The organism is Prauserella sp. PE36 (assembly GCF_003311655.1).
GTDB classification, from domain to species: domain Bacteria; phylum Actinomycetota; class Actinomycetes; order Mycobacteriales; family Pseudonocardiaceae; genus Prauserella_A; species Prauserella_A endophytica.
The window spans coordinates 54,053-68,433 of sequence record NZ_QEQT01000110.1 but is presented as its reverse complement, the minus strand read 5'-3'; the positions used below and the strand labels follow the sequence as shown (position 1 = coordinate 68,433).

The 14,381-nt window shown below is 71.1% G+C and carries 13 protein-coding genes and 2 pseudogenes; 8 read left to right on the top strand and 7 right to left on the bottom strand.

What is annotated here, in order from left to right; genetic code table 11:
* Positions 1 to 110: 110 nt before the first annotated feature.
* Complete coding sequence (locus DI005_RS35610; protein ID WP_112270925.1) at positions 111 to 860, top strand: hypothetical protein; 750 nt, start codon at positions 111 to 113, stop codon at positions 858 to 860.
* Positions 861 to 958: 98 nt separating this feature from the next.
* Here the strand turns inward: DI005_RS35610 and DI005_RS35605 are convergent, their stop codons facing one another.
* Positions 959 to 3,277, bottom strand: a complete 2,319-nt coding sequence (locus DI005_RS35605; RefSeq protein ID WP_113644971.1) for a hypothetical protein — start codon at positions 3,275 to 3,277, stop codon at positions 959 to 961.
* A gap of 110 nt (positions 3,278 to 3,387) precedes the next feature.
* On the opposite strand from DI005_RS35605, the gene ahcY reads away from it, so the two are divergent.
* Positions 3,388 to 4,869 (top strand): adenosylhomocysteinase, encoded by a 1,482-nt coding sequence (gene ahcY, locus DI005_RS35600; protein WP_112270929.1) that lies wholly within the window; start codon positions 3,388 to 3,390, stop codon positions 4,867 to 4,869.
* 146 nt (positions 4,870 to 5,015) lie between these two features.
* Positions 5,016 to 5,666: a dTMP kinase gene (locus DI005_RS35590; protein ID WP_113644970.1), complete on the top strand. Its 651-nt coding sequence runs from the start codon at positions 5,016 to 5,018 to the stop codon at positions 5,664 to 5,666.
* Here DI005_RS35590 and DI005_RS35585 read toward each other — a convergent pair.
* The 6 genes and pseudogenes from DI005_RS35585 to DI005_RS35565 all read right to left on the bottom strand — a co-directional run.
* Positions 5,647 to 5,927: pseudogene (locus DI005_RS35585) on the bottom strand (SRPBCC family protein); the annotation flags it as partial. The gene DI005_RS35590 and the pseudogene DI005_RS35585 overlap by 20 nt on opposite strands.
* Before the next feature lie 159 nt (positions 5,928 to 6,086).
* Positions 6,087 to 7,133, bottom strand: coding sequence for an FAD-dependent monooxygenase (locus DI005_RS35580; protein ID WP_199543501.1), 1,047 nt, complete (start codon positions 7,131 to 7,133; stop codon positions 6,087 to 6,089).
* The gene (locus DI005_RS35575; protein ID WP_113644969.1) at positions 7,130 to 7,603 is read right to left on the bottom strand and encodes a GbsR/MarR family transcriptional regulator; all 474 of its coding nucleotides are present in this window, start codon (positions 7,601 to 7,603) and stop codon (positions 7,130 to 7,132) included. The genes DI005_RS35580 and DI005_RS35575 overlap by 4 nt, the downstream gene beginning before the upstream one ends.
* Positions 7,604 to 7,642: 39 nt before the next feature.
* Positions 7,643 to 7,915, bottom strand: a complete 273-nt coding sequence (locus DI005_RS39845) for a hypothetical protein (protein WP_323808401.1) — start codon at positions 7,913 to 7,915, stop codon at positions 7,643 to 7,645.
* Entirely contained in the window at positions 7,798 to 8,184 is a 387-nt protein-coding gene (locus DI005_RS38795) for a hypothetical protein (RefSeq protein ID WP_369973657.1), read from the bottom strand. Before DI005_RS38795 ends, DI005_RS39845 begins: the two co-directional genes overlap by 118 nt.
* A 42-nt stretch (positions 8,185 to 8,226) precedes the next feature.
* Complete coding sequence (locus tag DI005_RS35565) at positions 8,227 to 9,012, bottom strand: IclR family transcriptional regulator (RefSeq protein ID WP_113644968.1); 786 nt, start codon at positions 9,010 to 9,012, stop codon at positions 8,227 to 8,229.
* Between the two features lie 164 nt (positions 9,013 to 9,176).
* Here DI005_RS35565 and DI005_RS39345 point away from each other — a divergent pair.
* From DI005_RS39345 to DI005_RS35540, 5 genes and pseudogenes are all read left to right on the top strand, one after another.
* Positions 9,177 to 9,350: pseudogene (locus DI005_RS39345) on the top strand (Rieske 2Fe-2S domain-containing protein); the annotation flags it as partial.
* 167 nt (positions 9,351 to 9,517) lie between these two features.
* Positions 9,518 to 10,099, top strand: a complete 582-nt coding sequence (locus DI005_RS35555) for an FAD-dependent oxidoreductase (protein WP_369973659.1) — start codon at positions 9,518 to 9,520, stop codon at positions 10,097 to 10,099.
* A gap of 132 nt (positions 10,100 to 10,231) precedes the next feature.
* Positions 10,232 to 10,909, top strand: coding sequence for an MtrAB system response regulator MtrA (gene mtrA / locus DI005_RS35550; protein WP_112270940.1), 678 nt, complete (start codon positions 10,232 to 10,234; stop codon positions 10,907 to 10,909).
* Between the two features lie 7 nt (positions 10,910 to 10,916).
* Positions 10,917 to 12,614, top strand: coding sequence for an MtrAB system histidine kinase MtrB (mtrB, locus tag DI005_RS35545; RefSeq protein WP_113644967.1), 1,698 nt, complete (start codon positions 10,917 to 10,919; stop codon positions 12,612 to 12,614).
* Complete coding sequence (locus DI005_RS35540) at positions 12,611 to 14,362, top strand: LpqB family beta-propeller domain-containing protein (protein ID WP_112270944.1); 1,752 nt, start codon at positions 12,611 to 12,613, stop codon at positions 14,360 to 14,362. The genes mtrB and DI005_RS35540 overlap by 4 nt, the downstream gene beginning before the upstream one ends.
* Positions 14,363 to 14,381: the final 19 nt, after the last annotated feature.

Sequence of the window (14,381 nt, the reverse complement as noted above, 5' to 3'; positions counted from 1 at the left end):
ACTAGCATGAGGTCGGCGTAAGGCCATCCCCCGGCCGGGGTACTGTCCGTGCGGTTCGTATGCCGAGAGCGGCGTTTGTCCGTTACCTCCCACCTCGTACGGAGTACCGCATGCCTTTGACTCAGAGATTGCCCCATCGCGCTGTCGTCGTCGCCGCGCTGACGGCCGGCCTGCTGGTCGGCTCGGCCGTCAGCGCTTCCGCGACTGCCCACGAGGACCCGCGCGCCGAGATCGGCGAGGGCAATGCCACCACCTGTGAGCACGCCGGTCTCGATGGAGACCTGATCGACAAGGGCGTCCTCACCTACGAAGGCGGCAAGCACAACGTCGACCAGTACGTGACTATCACCGACGTGCCCGGCAACGTCACGGTGACCGGCATCGTCGTCAAGGGCGGCGACAGGCACAACGTCTACGAGCCCGGAAAGCGGGGCCTGCCCACCACGCCTCCGTGGACGGACCTTCGTTCGCCGCTGAACAAGGGCGGCAACATCCCGGCGATCAGCCACTGGTACGTGTGCGGCGTCGAGACGACCACGACCACGACCACAAGCACGACCACCACCGAGACCTCGACGACCGAGACCACCACCTCGGAGACCTCCACGACCACGTCGGAGTCCAGCTCGACCGAGACCACCACGAGCGAGTCCGGGGACACCGCCACCACGACCACCACGTCGTCCGTCGCCGGTGGAGCCGGCACCTCCACCAGCGCGGCTCCGGTCTCGCCCGCGGGTGACAGCGGCGACCTGGCCTCGACCGGCTTCGGCGGGGCATGGCTCATCGGCCTCGGCGCCTTGCTGCTCGTCGGCGGCGGCGCTCTGGTCTTCCTGACCCGGCTGCGGCGCAGTTCCTAGCGGGATCGCCACCCGCAGTGAAGGCCACCTTCACTGCGTTGAACGCAGTGAAGGTGGCCTTCACTGCCGCGGTAGGGGCCACGGACGCGCCGTAGGCCCTAGCCTTCCCTGACGCGCGGCTGGCCGAGCAGGCCCTCGAAGAGGGGCACCTGTTCGGCCAGCCGCGCCGTCATGTCGGCCCGTTCGAGGCCGGCGGCCAGCACGACGGCGCGGTCCCACTCCGGGTCGGCGACGTAGTCCGCGTGCCTGCGCACCCCGGCCACCCAGCGCCTGCCGTTGATGGGCTCGCGCAAGGGATCCGGCAGCCAGTGGTCGCCGCCGAGCACGAGCGCCCCGGTCGGGCCCTGCACCGCGGGCTCCAGCGCGCCGACGCCGCCGTCGGGCAGGTAGCCGATGCCGAGAAGCTTGTCCTCGGTGACCTGATGCCGCCACGTCGTGGCGCCGCCGCCGAACGTGTCGGTGCCCCGGCACAGCCCGCGCCAGCGCCCGTCGAGCTGCCCGTAGAGGCGGGCGAGCGAGTCGTGCGGGAACACGGCCGGGAACGCGCGCTGGTAGCCCCACTGCAGGGGCGCCCCCGCCGTCACCACGCCGACTCGTTCGCGGTCGGCGGCGGGCAGCTCGGCCGCCAGCCTCGCCGCGCTCATCACCGCGAGCAGCCCGCCGACGTGGTATCCGGCGAGCACCACGCGCGCGCCGGGCTCGGCAAGGTGCTCGCGTGCCCGCTGGGCCAGCTCCGGCACCACCTTGAGCGCGTACGACGGCGGTACGGCGGGATGCGCCGCCCTCGGCCAGAAGCACACGAGGTCGGAGAACGCGCCGAGGTGACGGCTCCGCTCCGGCCCGGTCGCCGCCGTGTAGACCACCCGCAGCAACCCGGCCGCGAGCCCGCCGAGCGTGAGCACGCCGACGCCGGAGAGCGGGTTCAGCGCGGTCGGCACCGAGCCGAAGCCCAGCCGCACCGCGAGCAGCGCGGCCACACCCACGGCGAGCACGAAGACGATCGTGAGCACGATGCGGTGCAGGTACTTGCGCTCCCAGCTCGACCGCGCCCACGCCGTGGCCGCCTCCTCCTCGTCCTCCTCACGCGTCTCCATGAGCCGGACGACGTCGGGGATGCCACGGCGAGCGCGCCGCAGCGGCACCGCGACCGCGAACCCGAGCACGGCGAGCAGCGCGCCGACCGCGAGCCCAGCGCCCCACAGCAGCGTGATGAGCGTGTAGCTCTCCGGCAGCCGCAGACCACGGGTGCCGACGAGCTCGCGCAGGGCGATCGCGAGCCCAGCGCCGAACCCGCCGCCGAGCAGCCCGGCGAGCGCGAGCGCTGGCGCCGCGGCCCAGCCACCAGCCCACGGCCGCAGCCGCCTCGGCAGCGTGGCCCACGCCGGCCTCGCCAGCAGCGCGGCCGGGATCAGCAGCAGCCCGAACAGCACACACACGACGAGCAGCGCGGCACCGATGCCCTCGACGGTGTCGTCGGTGCCGGTGAGCGTGACCGGCAGCGGTGTCCGCACCACGGCGGCCGCGACCGCGAGCCCCGCCGCGAGCGCCAGCAGCGCCGTCCGCGGCACGACCGGGAGCAGCCGGTGCGCGCGCACCATGGTGGCGAGCACCGCGATGCCCAGTAGCCCGAGCGTGGCGAACCACAGCACGGCGTCGGCGGTCCGCTCCGGCACCCGCAGCGGGCCACCGAGCAGCAGCAGCGCGACGCACGCGAGCGCGGCGACCGTGTGCAGGCAGCGCAGCATCGCGGTGTCGGCGCCGTCGACCAGCTCGTCACCGGGCAGTCCCTTGCCGGGGAGCGGGCGTCGTTCCGGCGCGCTCACCTTCCACTTCGCCGACGACACCCGGAAGAGCACGAACACCACCAGCAACAGGGGCACCACGCCGAGCGCCATGCGCACCCCGTCGACGTCCCGCACCCAGGACGGCGCGGCCGTGAGGCATCCGCTGCCCGGCGCCAGGCACTGCGCGGCGAACAGGTCGAGCGTCACCACGGCGAGCTGGCTCACCAGCAGCATCGTGAGCAGCAACGCGGCGAGGCGCAGCAGGCCCCGGCACAGCACGCCGAGCACCGAGGGCAACCGCTTGCCCTCGGGCACCGGCGGCAGCATCCAGTGCGCCACGTTGGCTAGTGAGAACGGGAACAGCAGCGCCCACGTGGCCTTCGCGGCGCCGCCCGAGGTCATCCGGCTCCACAGGTAACCCTCCAACGTGCGCGGCACCGACCGGCCGAGCGCCTGCAGGACCGGGCCGGGCGCGGGCCTGCGCAGCCGGTCGGAGGGGCGGATCACGCGGCCGACTCCGTCACCGGCCACGTCGACCGTGCCGACGGAGTCGAGCAACGACTCGCCACTCGTACCTATCAGCCCCGGAACGCGCAGTTCGACGACGCGGGCATCGGGGCCGGGGAGGGGCACCTGGGGATCTCCTCGCTGGTTGGCAGGACGACGAACGAACAAACAACGGTAATGTGCAGGTGTCGGTCCGTCCGGTTGGCGGCACAGCGAGTCTGGAGGATTGTTCCGAGATGGCCCCTGAAAGCGTTGCTTCTCTGCACCAGACGCGAAACGGTGTGGAGTTCGCGGTCGCCGATCTGGCGCTCGCGGAGTTCGGTCGCAAGGAGATCCGGCTGGCCGAACACGAGATGCCGGGGCTGATGGCGCTGCGCAGGGAGTACGCCGACGTGTACCCGTTGCGGGGCGCGCGGGTGTCCGGCTCGCTGCACATGACCGTGCAGACGGCGGTGCTGATCGAGACGCTGGTCGCCCTCGGCGCTGAGGTTCGCTGGGCCTCGTGCAACATCTTCTCCACGCAGGACCACGCGGCCGCCGCCGTGGTGGTGGGCCCGCACGGGACGCCGGAGGAGCCGCGGGGCGTGCCGGTGTTCGCGTGGAAGGGTGAGTCGCTCGCCGAGTACTGGTGGTGCACCGAGCGGATGCTGACCTGGGACGGCAGTGATGGTGCCGGTCCGAACATGATCCTCGACGATGGCGGCGACGCCACGATGCTCGTGCACAAGGGCACCGAGTACGAGCGCGCCGGCGTGGTGCCCGCTGCCGACGACAACGACCCCGACGAGTGGAAGGTCTTCCTGCAGCTGCTGCGGGACTCGCTGGCCGCCGACACCGGCAAGTGGACCAAGATCGGCGAGGGCATCCGGGGCGTCACCGAGGAGACCACCACCGGCGTGCTGCGGCTGTACCAGCTCGCCGCGGCCGGCGAGCTGCTGTTCCCGGCCATCAACGTCAACGACTCGGTGACCAAGAGCAAGTTCGACAACAAGTACGGCATCCGGCACTCGCTGATCGACGGCATCAACCGCGGCACCGACGTGCTCATCGGCGGCAAGGTCGCGGTGGTGTGCGGGTACGGCGACGTCGGCAAGGGCGCCGCCGAGTCGCTGCGCGGGCAGGGCGCGCGCGTGGTGGTCACCGAGATCGACCCGATCTGCGGGCTGCAGGCCGCGATGGACGGCTTCCCGGTCAAGACACTGGAGTCGGTGCTGCCAGAGGCCGACATCGTGATCACCACGACGGGCAACAAGGACGTCGTGATGGCCGAGCACATGGCCCGGATGAAGCACCAGACGATCGTGGGCAACATCGGCCACTTCGACAACGAGCTGGACATGGCCGGTCTCGCGCGTTACCCCGGGATCCGCAGGGAGAACATCAAGCCGCAGGTCGACGAGTGGACCTTCCCGGACGGTCACTCGATCATCGTGCTCTCCGAGGGGCGCCTGCTGAACCTCGGCAACGCCACGGGGCACCCGAGCTTCGTGATGTCGAACAGCTTCTCCAACCAGGTCATCGCGCAGGTGGAGCTGTTCACCAAGCACGAGGAGTACGACAGGGAGGTGTACCGGCTGCCGAAGAAGCTCGACGAGAAGGTCGCCAAGATCCACCTCCAGGCCCTCGGTGGAGAGCTGACCAAGCTGACCAAGGAGCAGGCCGAGTACATCGACGTCGACGTGGAGGGCCCGTACAAGTCGGACCACTACCGCTACTGACGCACCAGGGCCGCATCTCGCCGTGGCGCCGCACGACACGGCGGCACTCGTCGGCGGTGAGCCGGTGATGTTCGTGACACGGGACGAACGGCAGGGCGACGTGGCGAAGGCGAACGGCCTCGAGGTGCGCTGACTACAGTGGCCACGTGGGTCGACTGGTGGTCATCGAAGGTCTCGACGGGGCGGGCAAGCGCACGCTGAGCGACGCGCTGACGAAGGCGCTGCACGACCTGGGCTCGAGCGTGGCGACGCTCGCGTTCCCCCGCTACGGCGAGAGTGTGCACGCCGACCTCGTCCGGGAGGCGCTGCACGGCGAGCACGGGGACCTCGGCGAGTCCGTGTACGGCATGGCGCTGCTGTACGCGCTCGACCGGCGCGACGCCGCCGAGGCCATCCGCGCCGACCTGCGCACCCACGACGTCGTGCTGCTCGACCGCTACGTCGCCTCGAACGCCGCCTACCAGGCCGCCCGCCTGCACGAGGGCGCGGACAGTCCCGTGGTGGAGTGGGTGCGGCGGCTGGAGCTCGACCGCTTCGGGCTGCCCGTCCCCGACGCGCACGTCCTGCTGCGCGTCTCGCCGGAGGTCGCCGCCGCCCGCGCCGAGAGCCGGGCGCGGGCGGACGCCGACCGCCGCAAGGACGCCTTCGAGTCCGACGACGACCTGCAGGCCCGGTGCGCAGCCGTATACGACGAGCTGGCCGCGCGCGACTGGCTCTCGCGCTGGCACGTCGTCGACGGCGCCGAGCGGGTCGACGCCGCCGCGCTCGCAGAGGCGATCACCCGGCCAGGCGCTTGAGCAGCCAGTCGTGAAACTCGCCGATGTGGTGTTCGGAGGGGGCGAGCACGCCGCCGTCCGCGTAGGAGCTTGAGTTCATCGCGGGCCGGCAGCACTCGCACGCCGCGAAGTCCTGCTCGTTCACGCGGTGGAACAGTTCCATCGACGGGGAGATGTCCCGTCCCGACCCGACGACCTCCGGTGAGTCCAGCCAGTCGCACTCGACCACCTGCGGTCGGCGGCGAGCGGGAACATCCGGTGCACGATCACGTGGTCGGGCAGGGGCTGCCTGTGCGTGCTCGGATGAACTTGTGGTCGAGGGCAGGCGCCTGGCTCAGTGAGGTGGGGCCGGTGATCGCAGGCGCGGGGGTTGCCATCGCCAGGTGGGGTTGCCGTTGGCAGCGATACCTTTGCGCCACAAGGGTGCGGGCATCAGCCGGATCATGGTGACCATGGCTCGGTGGGCGGTTCTGGAGGTGGTGCGTCGGCCGTCGGTGCGGGCCCCCGGGCGGTGGCTTGGGTTCGCGGGCGACGTTCGGTGTCGTAGCGGAAGAGGGCCGTCTCGATCGCGTTCTCGTCGGCGAGGGCGGCGGCGAGAACGACGGCGTCCTCAATGGACTGCCCGGCGCCCTGGCCGCGGTCCGGGCTCATCGCGTGGGCGGCGTCGCCCAGTAGCGCTACCCGACCGTGGACGTAGGTCGGCAACGGGTCCAGGTCGTGGATGTCGATGTGGATGATCCGCTCGTCCGGGGTGGCGTCGATCAGCTGCGGGATCGGCTCGTGCCAGGTGGCGACTCGGTGGGCTACCTCGACCTTGTCGTGGTCGTAGCGGAGGCCGGGCTCGTCGGCGGTGGTGACGTGGGCCCAGTACGCGCGGCCGCGGGCGATGGGGTGGATGAGGAAGTAGCCGCCTGGACCGAGCGTCATGCTGCCGGGCAGGTCTGCGATCTCGGCGATGCCCAGCCATGCGGTGCGGCCCAGGAAGCGAGGTGGCGGCGCGTCCGGCCACAGCAGCCGGCGGACGGTGCTGCGGATGCCGTCGGCGGCGACGACCAGTTCGGCGTTTAGCTCGGTGTCGCCGCACGCGACGGTTACCGAGCTGTCGTCCTGCCATACCGCGGTGACCTCCGCATCCGTGCGGACCCAGCCGGTAGGCAGCGCATCGAGAAGCACCTGGTGCAGGTCGGCGCGGTGGAAGGCCAGCAGCGCGGTGGTGTCGGAGGGTCGGGCGCGTTGCAGGTAGCGCCCGTCGGGCCGGCGGAGGTTGCCGGAGGCGTGGGTAGGCACTCCGACCGACCGGGCTTGCTCCTCGACACCGAGTTCGGTCAGCGCGCGCAGGGCGTTGGGGGACTGGGACATGCCCGCGCCGATTTCGCCCAGTTCGGGTGCGCGCTCGAGCACGGTGGCCTGCCAGCCGATCCGGTGCAGGGCCAACGCGGCGGCCAGTCCGCCGATGCCGCCGCCGACCACGATCGCTTGCCTGGTCATGCTGTCTCCCCGCCGGTCGGGTCGTCGGTGTGCAGGGGTGGCGCGTTGTCGAACACCGCGGCCATCCATTCGAAGGTGGCGTGCGCCTCGCGAACGCGCCCGGCGCGGCCGTCGTCCGGGCCGACCAGGTCCAGGCCCTTGCGGGTGATGTCGAGGAATGAAGTGATGCCAGCGATCTGCCTGCGGACTACGACCGCCCAGGCTCCTTCCGCCATCCGGTAGTAGACCGTCCGCTCGCCCGGCCGGGTCCGGCTGGTCAGAAACCCCATGCTGGACAACACCCGCAGGTTCGAGGTCAACGAGGCGCGACTGGCGCCGATGGCTGCGCTGATCTGCCCGGCGGACTGCTCCGGCGGGTCGCAGACCATCAGCCAACCCAACACCCGCCCGGCGATCGGCGGCACACCGTCGCGCGCCAGGTACATCGCGACCTGCTCCACCCACTCCAGCAACGCCTTTTGCTCGCTCACGCGACCCACTTCCTACAGCAGTTTCAGCATAAGCTAAACTCACTGTAACACTCGACGAACTCGTGGGGCGTACCAAGGGAGAGCCGGGAAGTGCTGTTCGAGGCCGAGCACCCGCTGCCCGCGCTCGGCGACATGGGCCGCGGCGCTGCCCATGTCGCCGAGCCCGATCACGTCGTACGCCACCTCGTTCCCCCTCAGGACCGCACCGCCACCTTCGGCGGGCAGCCACGCGTAGGCGATGTTGAGCCCGGCCTCCCACAGCAGGCGCCCGAGGTCGGCCGTGGTGTAGAGCTCCCAGCCCAGTTCGCCCACATAGGACAGTCGCAGCGCGGTGCGGGCGCGTTGCCCACGAAGGTCTCCGCGCCCTTGAAGTAGCCGAGCACCTTGGGAGAGAGGTCCGTTGTGGACAGAGGCTGGAGCATGTCGCGTGCCTTCGGCCCCCACAGCCCGGCGCAGCACGTGCCGGAGGTGATCTCGCGCAGGCTCACCGCGCCGTCGCCGGGCAGCGGCCTGCGCAGCCAGTCGATGTCGAGCGGACTGTTGAGCCCGACCTGGAAGCGTTCCGCGTCGAGCCGGGCCACGGTCAGGTCATTCCACGTGGCAAGCCCGTTCTGGCAGGTGGGTTACGCGGGGAAGTGGCCGAGCTGGCCGGACAGTTCCGCGGCCGCCGCGGTCATGGGCCGGACGAGCTGACGGATCCGCTGCCGGGAGAGCCGGTAGGACGGCCCCGACGCGCTCATCGCGGCGATCACCTCGCCGCCGTTGCCGTAGATCGGCACGGCGACGGCATGCAGGCCGAGTTCGAACTCCTCGAAACAGGCGGCGTAGCCGTCGTCGGCGACGCGTTCCAGCTCGGCGGCCAGCTCGCCCGGCGCCGTGAGGGTGCGCGGGGTGAACTCCTCCAGCCTGCGGTGCAGCACCTTGCGCCGCTCGGCGCTGTTCATGAAGGCCAGCAGCACCTTGCCGCTCGAAGTGGCGTGCAGGGGGGTCCGCCTGCCGGTCCAGTTCTGCGCGGCGACCGAGGCGGTGCCAACGGCCTGGCTGATGTTGATCGCGATCCCGCCGTCGGCGACGGCGATGTTCACGGTCTCGCCGAGGGAATCGGCGAGCGACTGGCAGGTCTGCGTGCCGAGTCTGGCGAGGTCCATGCGCCCGGTCGCGGCGCCCGCGAGCCGCACGATGCCGAACCCGATGGCGTACTTTCCGCGTTCTCCGAGTTGTTCGACGAGGTTTCTGTTCTCCAGCGCGGCCACGAGTCTCGACGCGGTCGACTTGTGCACGCCCAGTTCGTCCGCGATCTCCGTGATCCCCGCTTCGCCGTTGCGGGCGAGCAGTTCGAGCACGTTGATCGCCCGGTCCACGGACTGGACCGGGCTGGCGGCTCCCTTGGCCTCATCGGAGTTCCGCATGGCGCAACACTAACTCTTGAACGCAAGACCACTGCGCCGTCCGGGCGACATCGGCGCGTTATAAGCAGGTGAACTCCTCGACGGGTGAGGTCCTCGGCGCGGGTTGTTGCGTATTGCGATGTTGACCGCATAATACGCAACAGGTCGTTTCTCGGAGGTCAGGAATGATCCGAGCCTGCGATGTCGCGGACCTTCCCGAGGGGGAGGCCGTGCGCGTCCTCGCGCACGTACCGATCGCCGTCTTCAACGCCGAGGACGGCTACTACGCCGTCGACGACACCCGCACCCACCAGGACGCCTCGCTCGCCGACGGCTGGGTGGAGGGGTGCTTCGTCGACACGAACGTCCGGAAGGGGTCGCATGAGGACGGTCGGGGTCGTGGGCACCTCGCTCGCCTGGCTGCGCGCCGCGCAGGAGCTGCGGGCGCAGGGCTGCTCCGGACGGCTCCGACGGCGTCGTCGCCACCACCGGCGCCACGGCGAAAACCCTTGCGGGCACAGCAGAACTGCTCGGTGTCCACGCCCTGCGGACCCTCGACGACGCGCTCTCCCTGCGGGCGGAGCTCACCGACGGCGCGCGGGTCGTGGTGATCGGAGCCGGGTTCATCGGCGCCGAGGTGGCTTCGGCGTGCCACGCGCTCGGCTGCGCCGTCACGGTCGTGGAGGCGGCTCCCGTGCCGCTGGCGGGGGTCCTTGGCGAGCGGATGGGCGCCGTCGCCGCGGGGCTGCACAGCGACAACGGCGTCCGGCTGCTCGCGGGCACCGGAGTGACCGGAGTGACGGCGGCGAGCGGCCGCGTCACGGGCGTCTCGCTCGCCGACGGGTCGTGGCTGCCTGCCGAGGTGGTCGTGACCGGTATCGGGAGTACACCCGCGACCGAATGGCTTGCCGGTTCGGGACTCGCCGTCGGCCACGGGGTGTGCTGCGATCCCGGCTGTGTCACGAGCAATTCCCGCGTGGTCGCCGTCGGCGACGTCGCAGGCGGTGAGCACTGGACGACCGCGAGTGAACAACCCCGCATCGCCGTGCGGAATGGTTCGTCGCGACCTACCACCGCGAGGGCCTGCTCACCGGGGTGCTCGCGATGAACCGGCCGAGGCCGTTCCTGCGGCTGCGCAAGCGCCTGGAACACGACGCGGCGATCGTCCAACTGGGCTAGTCTCGGCGCCAGATGGCCGGGTCATGCGAAGTGGCGTGCGAAGTGGTGCGAATATGTGCTCATGAAGGCACGTGTGCTGGTCGTCGACGACGACCCCGCCCTGGCTGAGATGCTGACCATCGTGCTCCGCGGCGAGGGGTTCGACACCGCCGTGGTCGCCGACGGTTCGCGCGCGCTGCCCGCGCTGCGCGAGCTGAAGCCGGACCTCGTGTTGCTCGACCTGATGTTGCCGGGCATGAACGGGATCGACGTCTGCAAGGCGATCAGGGCCGAGTCCGGGGTTCCGATCGTGATGCTCACGGCCAAGAGCGACACCGTGGACATCGTGCTCGGCCTCGAGTCCGGTGCCGACGACTACGTCGTCAAGCCGTTCAAGCCCAAGGAGCTCGTCGCGCGCGTGCGCGCCCGCATGCGCCGCACCGAGTCGGAGCCCGCCGAGAGCCTCACCATCGGAGACCTGGTCATCGACGTGCCGGGGCACGAGGTCACCAGGGAGGGCAAGGCCATCCCGCTCACGCCGCTGGAGTTCGACCTCCTCGTCGCGCTGGCCCGCAAGCCCCGCCAGGTGTTCACCCGCGAGGTCCTGCTGGAGCAGGTGTGGGGCTACCGGCACGCCGCCGACACGCGCCTGGTGAACGTCCACGTCCAGCGCCTGCGGTCCAAGGTGGAGAAGGATCCGGAGCACCCGGAGGTCGTGCTGACCGTGCGCGGTGTGGGTTACAAGGCCGGCCCACCATAATCGAGCCATGAGACAACGACTGGCCTCCTTCGGCTGGTCGGCGATAGCGCTGGCCCGTCGCGCGGCGACGTACGGCCGGCGCAAGGTCGTCGCGTTCGGCGAGCTCTGGCGGCACTCGGTGCAGTTCCGCGTGACCGTCTCGACGCTTGCCCTGTCGTCGGCCGTGGTGTTCGTGCTCGGCATGGTGTTGCAGAACCAGATCACCGAGCGGCTGATGGACACCAAGGAGCGGGCCGCGATCGCCCAGCTCCAGGTGGTCGTGCAGACGGCCGAGAGCGAGCTCGTCGGTGACGCGGGCCAGGACGAGGCACTGCGCAACCGGCTGAACAACGCGATCAAGAAGATCACCAGCAGTTCGACGGCGACCCAGGACACCGCCAGCTCGGCGGCGGGCGCGTTCGAACCTGTGCTCGCCGCTGGCGACCCCGACGAGACCTCCGAGCACGCGGTCTACGCGGGGCCCTACGACAAGGTGCCGGGCGGGCTGCGCAACTTCGTCGAGAACAACTCGCAGGCCAAGCAGATCCACACCGCGGAGGGCATCACCTACCTCGTCGTCGGCACCCCGGTGACCACGACGACCCGGCCGCTGCAGCTGTACCTGCTGTTCCCCCTCACCACCGAGCAGAACACCGTCGCGACGGTGCAGAACACGCTGCTCGTCGGTTGTCTGGTCCTGCTGCTCCTGCTCGCCGGCATCACGAACATGGTCACCCGCCAGGTCGTCCGGCCGGTCCGCCGTGCTGCCGAAGCCGCTGAGCGCTTCGCCGAGGGCGAGCTCGACCGCAGGCTCGATGTGGTCGGCGAGGACGATCTCGCCAAGCTGGCGCTGTCGTACAACGAGATGGCGGCGAGTATCCAGCGGCAGATCCGGCAGCTGGAGGAGTTCGGTCAGCTGCAACGCCGGTTCACCTCGGACGTCTCCCACGAGCTGCGTACCCCGCTCACCACGGTCCGCATGGCCGCCGACGTCCTGCACGCCTCGCGCGAGCAGTTCCCGGCCGGCCTCGCCCGGTCAACGGAGCTGCTGGTCGACGAACTCGACCGGTTCGAGACGCTGCTGGGGGACCTGCTGGAGATCAGCAAGCTCGACGCGGGCGTCGAGGAGCTGTCGGCGGAGCTGATCGACGTCCGCCCGATCGCGCGCCGGGCCGTCGAGCAGGTCAAGGTCATCGCGGGCACCGCGGGCAGCGACATCGAGCTGGACCTGCCGGAGGAGGAGGTCACCGCCGAGGTCGACGCCCGCAGGGTCGAGCGGATCCTGCGCAACCTGCTCGCCAACGCGGTCGACCACGGCGAGGGCGAACCCGTGCGACTGCGCCTCGTGGCCAGTGACGACGCCGTCGCGCTGACCGTGCGCGACTACGGTGTCGGCCTGCGGGCGGGGGAGGCCGAGCTGGTGTTCAACCGGTTCTGGCGCGCCGACCCCTCGCGCAACCGGCGCACCGGCGGCACCGGGCTGGGCCTTGCCATCAGTCAGGAGGACGCCCGCCTGCACGGCGGCACCCTCGACGCGTGGGGCGAGCTCGACAGGGGCTCTTGCTTCCGGCTCACGCTGCCGAGGCGGGTCGGCGAGCCGCCGGGGGAGAGCCCGCTGCCGCTGCCGCCCGAGGACGCCGCTCCGGCGCGCGCCCCGGAGCCCGTGCAGCGCAACGGGCACGCCGAGCTCACGGTCACGGTCGTGGAACACGAGGAGGTCCGGTGATCCGGGGCAGGTTCCGCGTGCTGCTCGCGGTGCTCGCATGCGTCGTGACCCTCGGCGGGTGCGCGGCCATCCCCGCGGAGTCGCAGCCTGAGGCCATCCCGCGCGAGCGGCTCGGCCAACCGACCCAGGAGGTGCCGGAGCCGACGCCCGACCTCGACCCGCTGTCGGTGGTGCGCGAGTTCGTCCGCGCGAGCGCGCAGCCCACCAACGACCACGCCGCCGCGCGCGCCTACCTCTCCGGCAACACCCGCAGGGAGTGGAAGCCCGACCAGTCGCTGGCGATCATCGAGGACGAGTTCGGCACCGTATACGGGCCCGGCAGCCAGCAGTCGCCCGACGCCGACGAGCGGCTCGTGATGCTGCGCGGCAACTTCGTCGGCAGGCTCGGCTCGGACAGCGCGTTCATCCCCTCCGACGAGCCGGTGCAGGTGCCGGTGCGGTTGCGGCTGCAGGCCGACGGGCAGTGGCGCATCGTCGATCCGCCCGACAGCATCCTGGTGACCTACAGCGACTTCACCGACAGCTACTTCCGCGTGCCGGTGTACTTCTTCGCTCCTGACTCCAGCGCGCTCGTGCCCGACCTGCGTTACGTCGTCGCGCGGCCGCAGTCGGGCCTGCCCGCTCGGGTGATGGACCTGCTGCTCGCCGGGCCGTCGAACGGGCTGAGCGGCGCCGTGCGCAACCCGCTCGGGGAGTCGGCGACGCTCGAGAGCAACGTGACGGGTGCGAACGACGGGGCGCTCGTGGTGCCGCTGAGCGGCGTCGAGGAGCAGAGCGTGCAGGCCAAGGAGCTCATCGCCGCGCAGGTGGTCCGCTCCCTCCAGTACGTGACCACGAGCCGCATCAGACTGCTCTCCGACGGCACAGCGCTCGTACCGGGCCACATCGACTGGCGGCCGAGCGAGGTGCCCGCGTACGAGGCACAGGCCTCCCCCAGCTCGGAGCTGCCGGGGCTGATGGCGGTGGGCGGCCAGCTCCGCTCGCTCGGCACCGGCGCGCCCATCGACGGCCCCGCCGGTGACGGGTCGTACACCGTGGAGAGCGCGGCGCAGTCGATCACCGGCGACCAGCTCGCGGTGGTCGAGCGGGTCGGGCCCGCCGTGCGCCTGCGGGTGGGCGACTACGGAGCCGAGGACCGGATCGTCGACCTGCCCGGCATGACGATGACGCGGCCGAGCTGGCGGCCCGCGACGTCGAGCGGGGGCAAGTCGGGCGAGCTGTGGACCGTCGTCGACGGGTCCAACGTCGTGCGGGTCCTGCGCGGGCCGGACGGTCGGTGGCTTCCGCAGTCGGTGAACGCCTCCGAGGTGCTCGCGGTCGGGCCCATCACGGGCCTGCGGCTGTCCAGGGACGGCTCGCGGGTGGCGATGATCGCGGGCGGGCACGTGGTGGTCGCCTCGGTGGTGCGTGCGCCGGACGGCTCGTCGGTGACCCTGCGCGCGCCGAGGATCCTGCAGGCAGGGGAGCTGCACAGCGTGGTGGACGTCGACTGGATCAGCCAGGACACGCTCATCGTGGCGACGGGTTCCGACTCGATCCCGGTCGCGCGCGTGCCCGTCGACGGCCTACGGCTCGATCAGTTCAACAGCTCCAACCTCACGCCGCCGATGCGGGCCATCACGGCGGCGCCGGGCAGGCCGATCGTGGTGGCCGACGCGAGCGGGTTGTGGACGGCGAGCGACGTGGGTGACGTGTGGCGCCCGCACCCGCACAGCAGGCCGGAGGCGAAGCCCTTCTATCCCGGCTGAACCGGAACTGTCGGTGGTG

What these genes read in the sequence shown, in the direction of transcription:
- DI005_RS35580 (WP_199543501.1), bottom strand. Translation starts at nt 7,133, where the DNA reads ATGACCAGGCAAGCGATCGTGGTCGGCGGCGGCATCGGCGGACTGGCC.
- mtrB (WP_113644967.1), top strand. Translation starts at nt 10,917, where the DNA reads ATGAGACAACGACTGGCCTCCTTCGGCTGGTCGGCGATAGCGCTGGCC.
- mtrA (WP_112270940.1), top strand. Translation starts at nt 10,232, where the DNA reads ATGAAGGCACGTGTGCTGGTCGTCGACGACGACCCCGCCCTGGCTGAG.
- ahcY (WP_112270929.1), top strand. Translation starts at nt 3,388, where the DNA reads ATGGCCCCTGAAAGCGTTGCTTCTCTGCACCAGACGCGAAACGGTGTG.
- DI005_RS35565 (WP_113644968.1), bottom strand. Translation starts at nt 9,012, where the DNA reads ATGCGGAACTCCGATGAGGCCAAGGGAGCCGCCAGCCCGGTCCAGTCC.
- DI005_RS35610 (WP_112270925.1), top strand. Translation starts at nt 111, where the DNA reads ATGCCTTTGACTCAGAGATTGCCCCATCGCGCTGTCGTCGTCGCCGCG.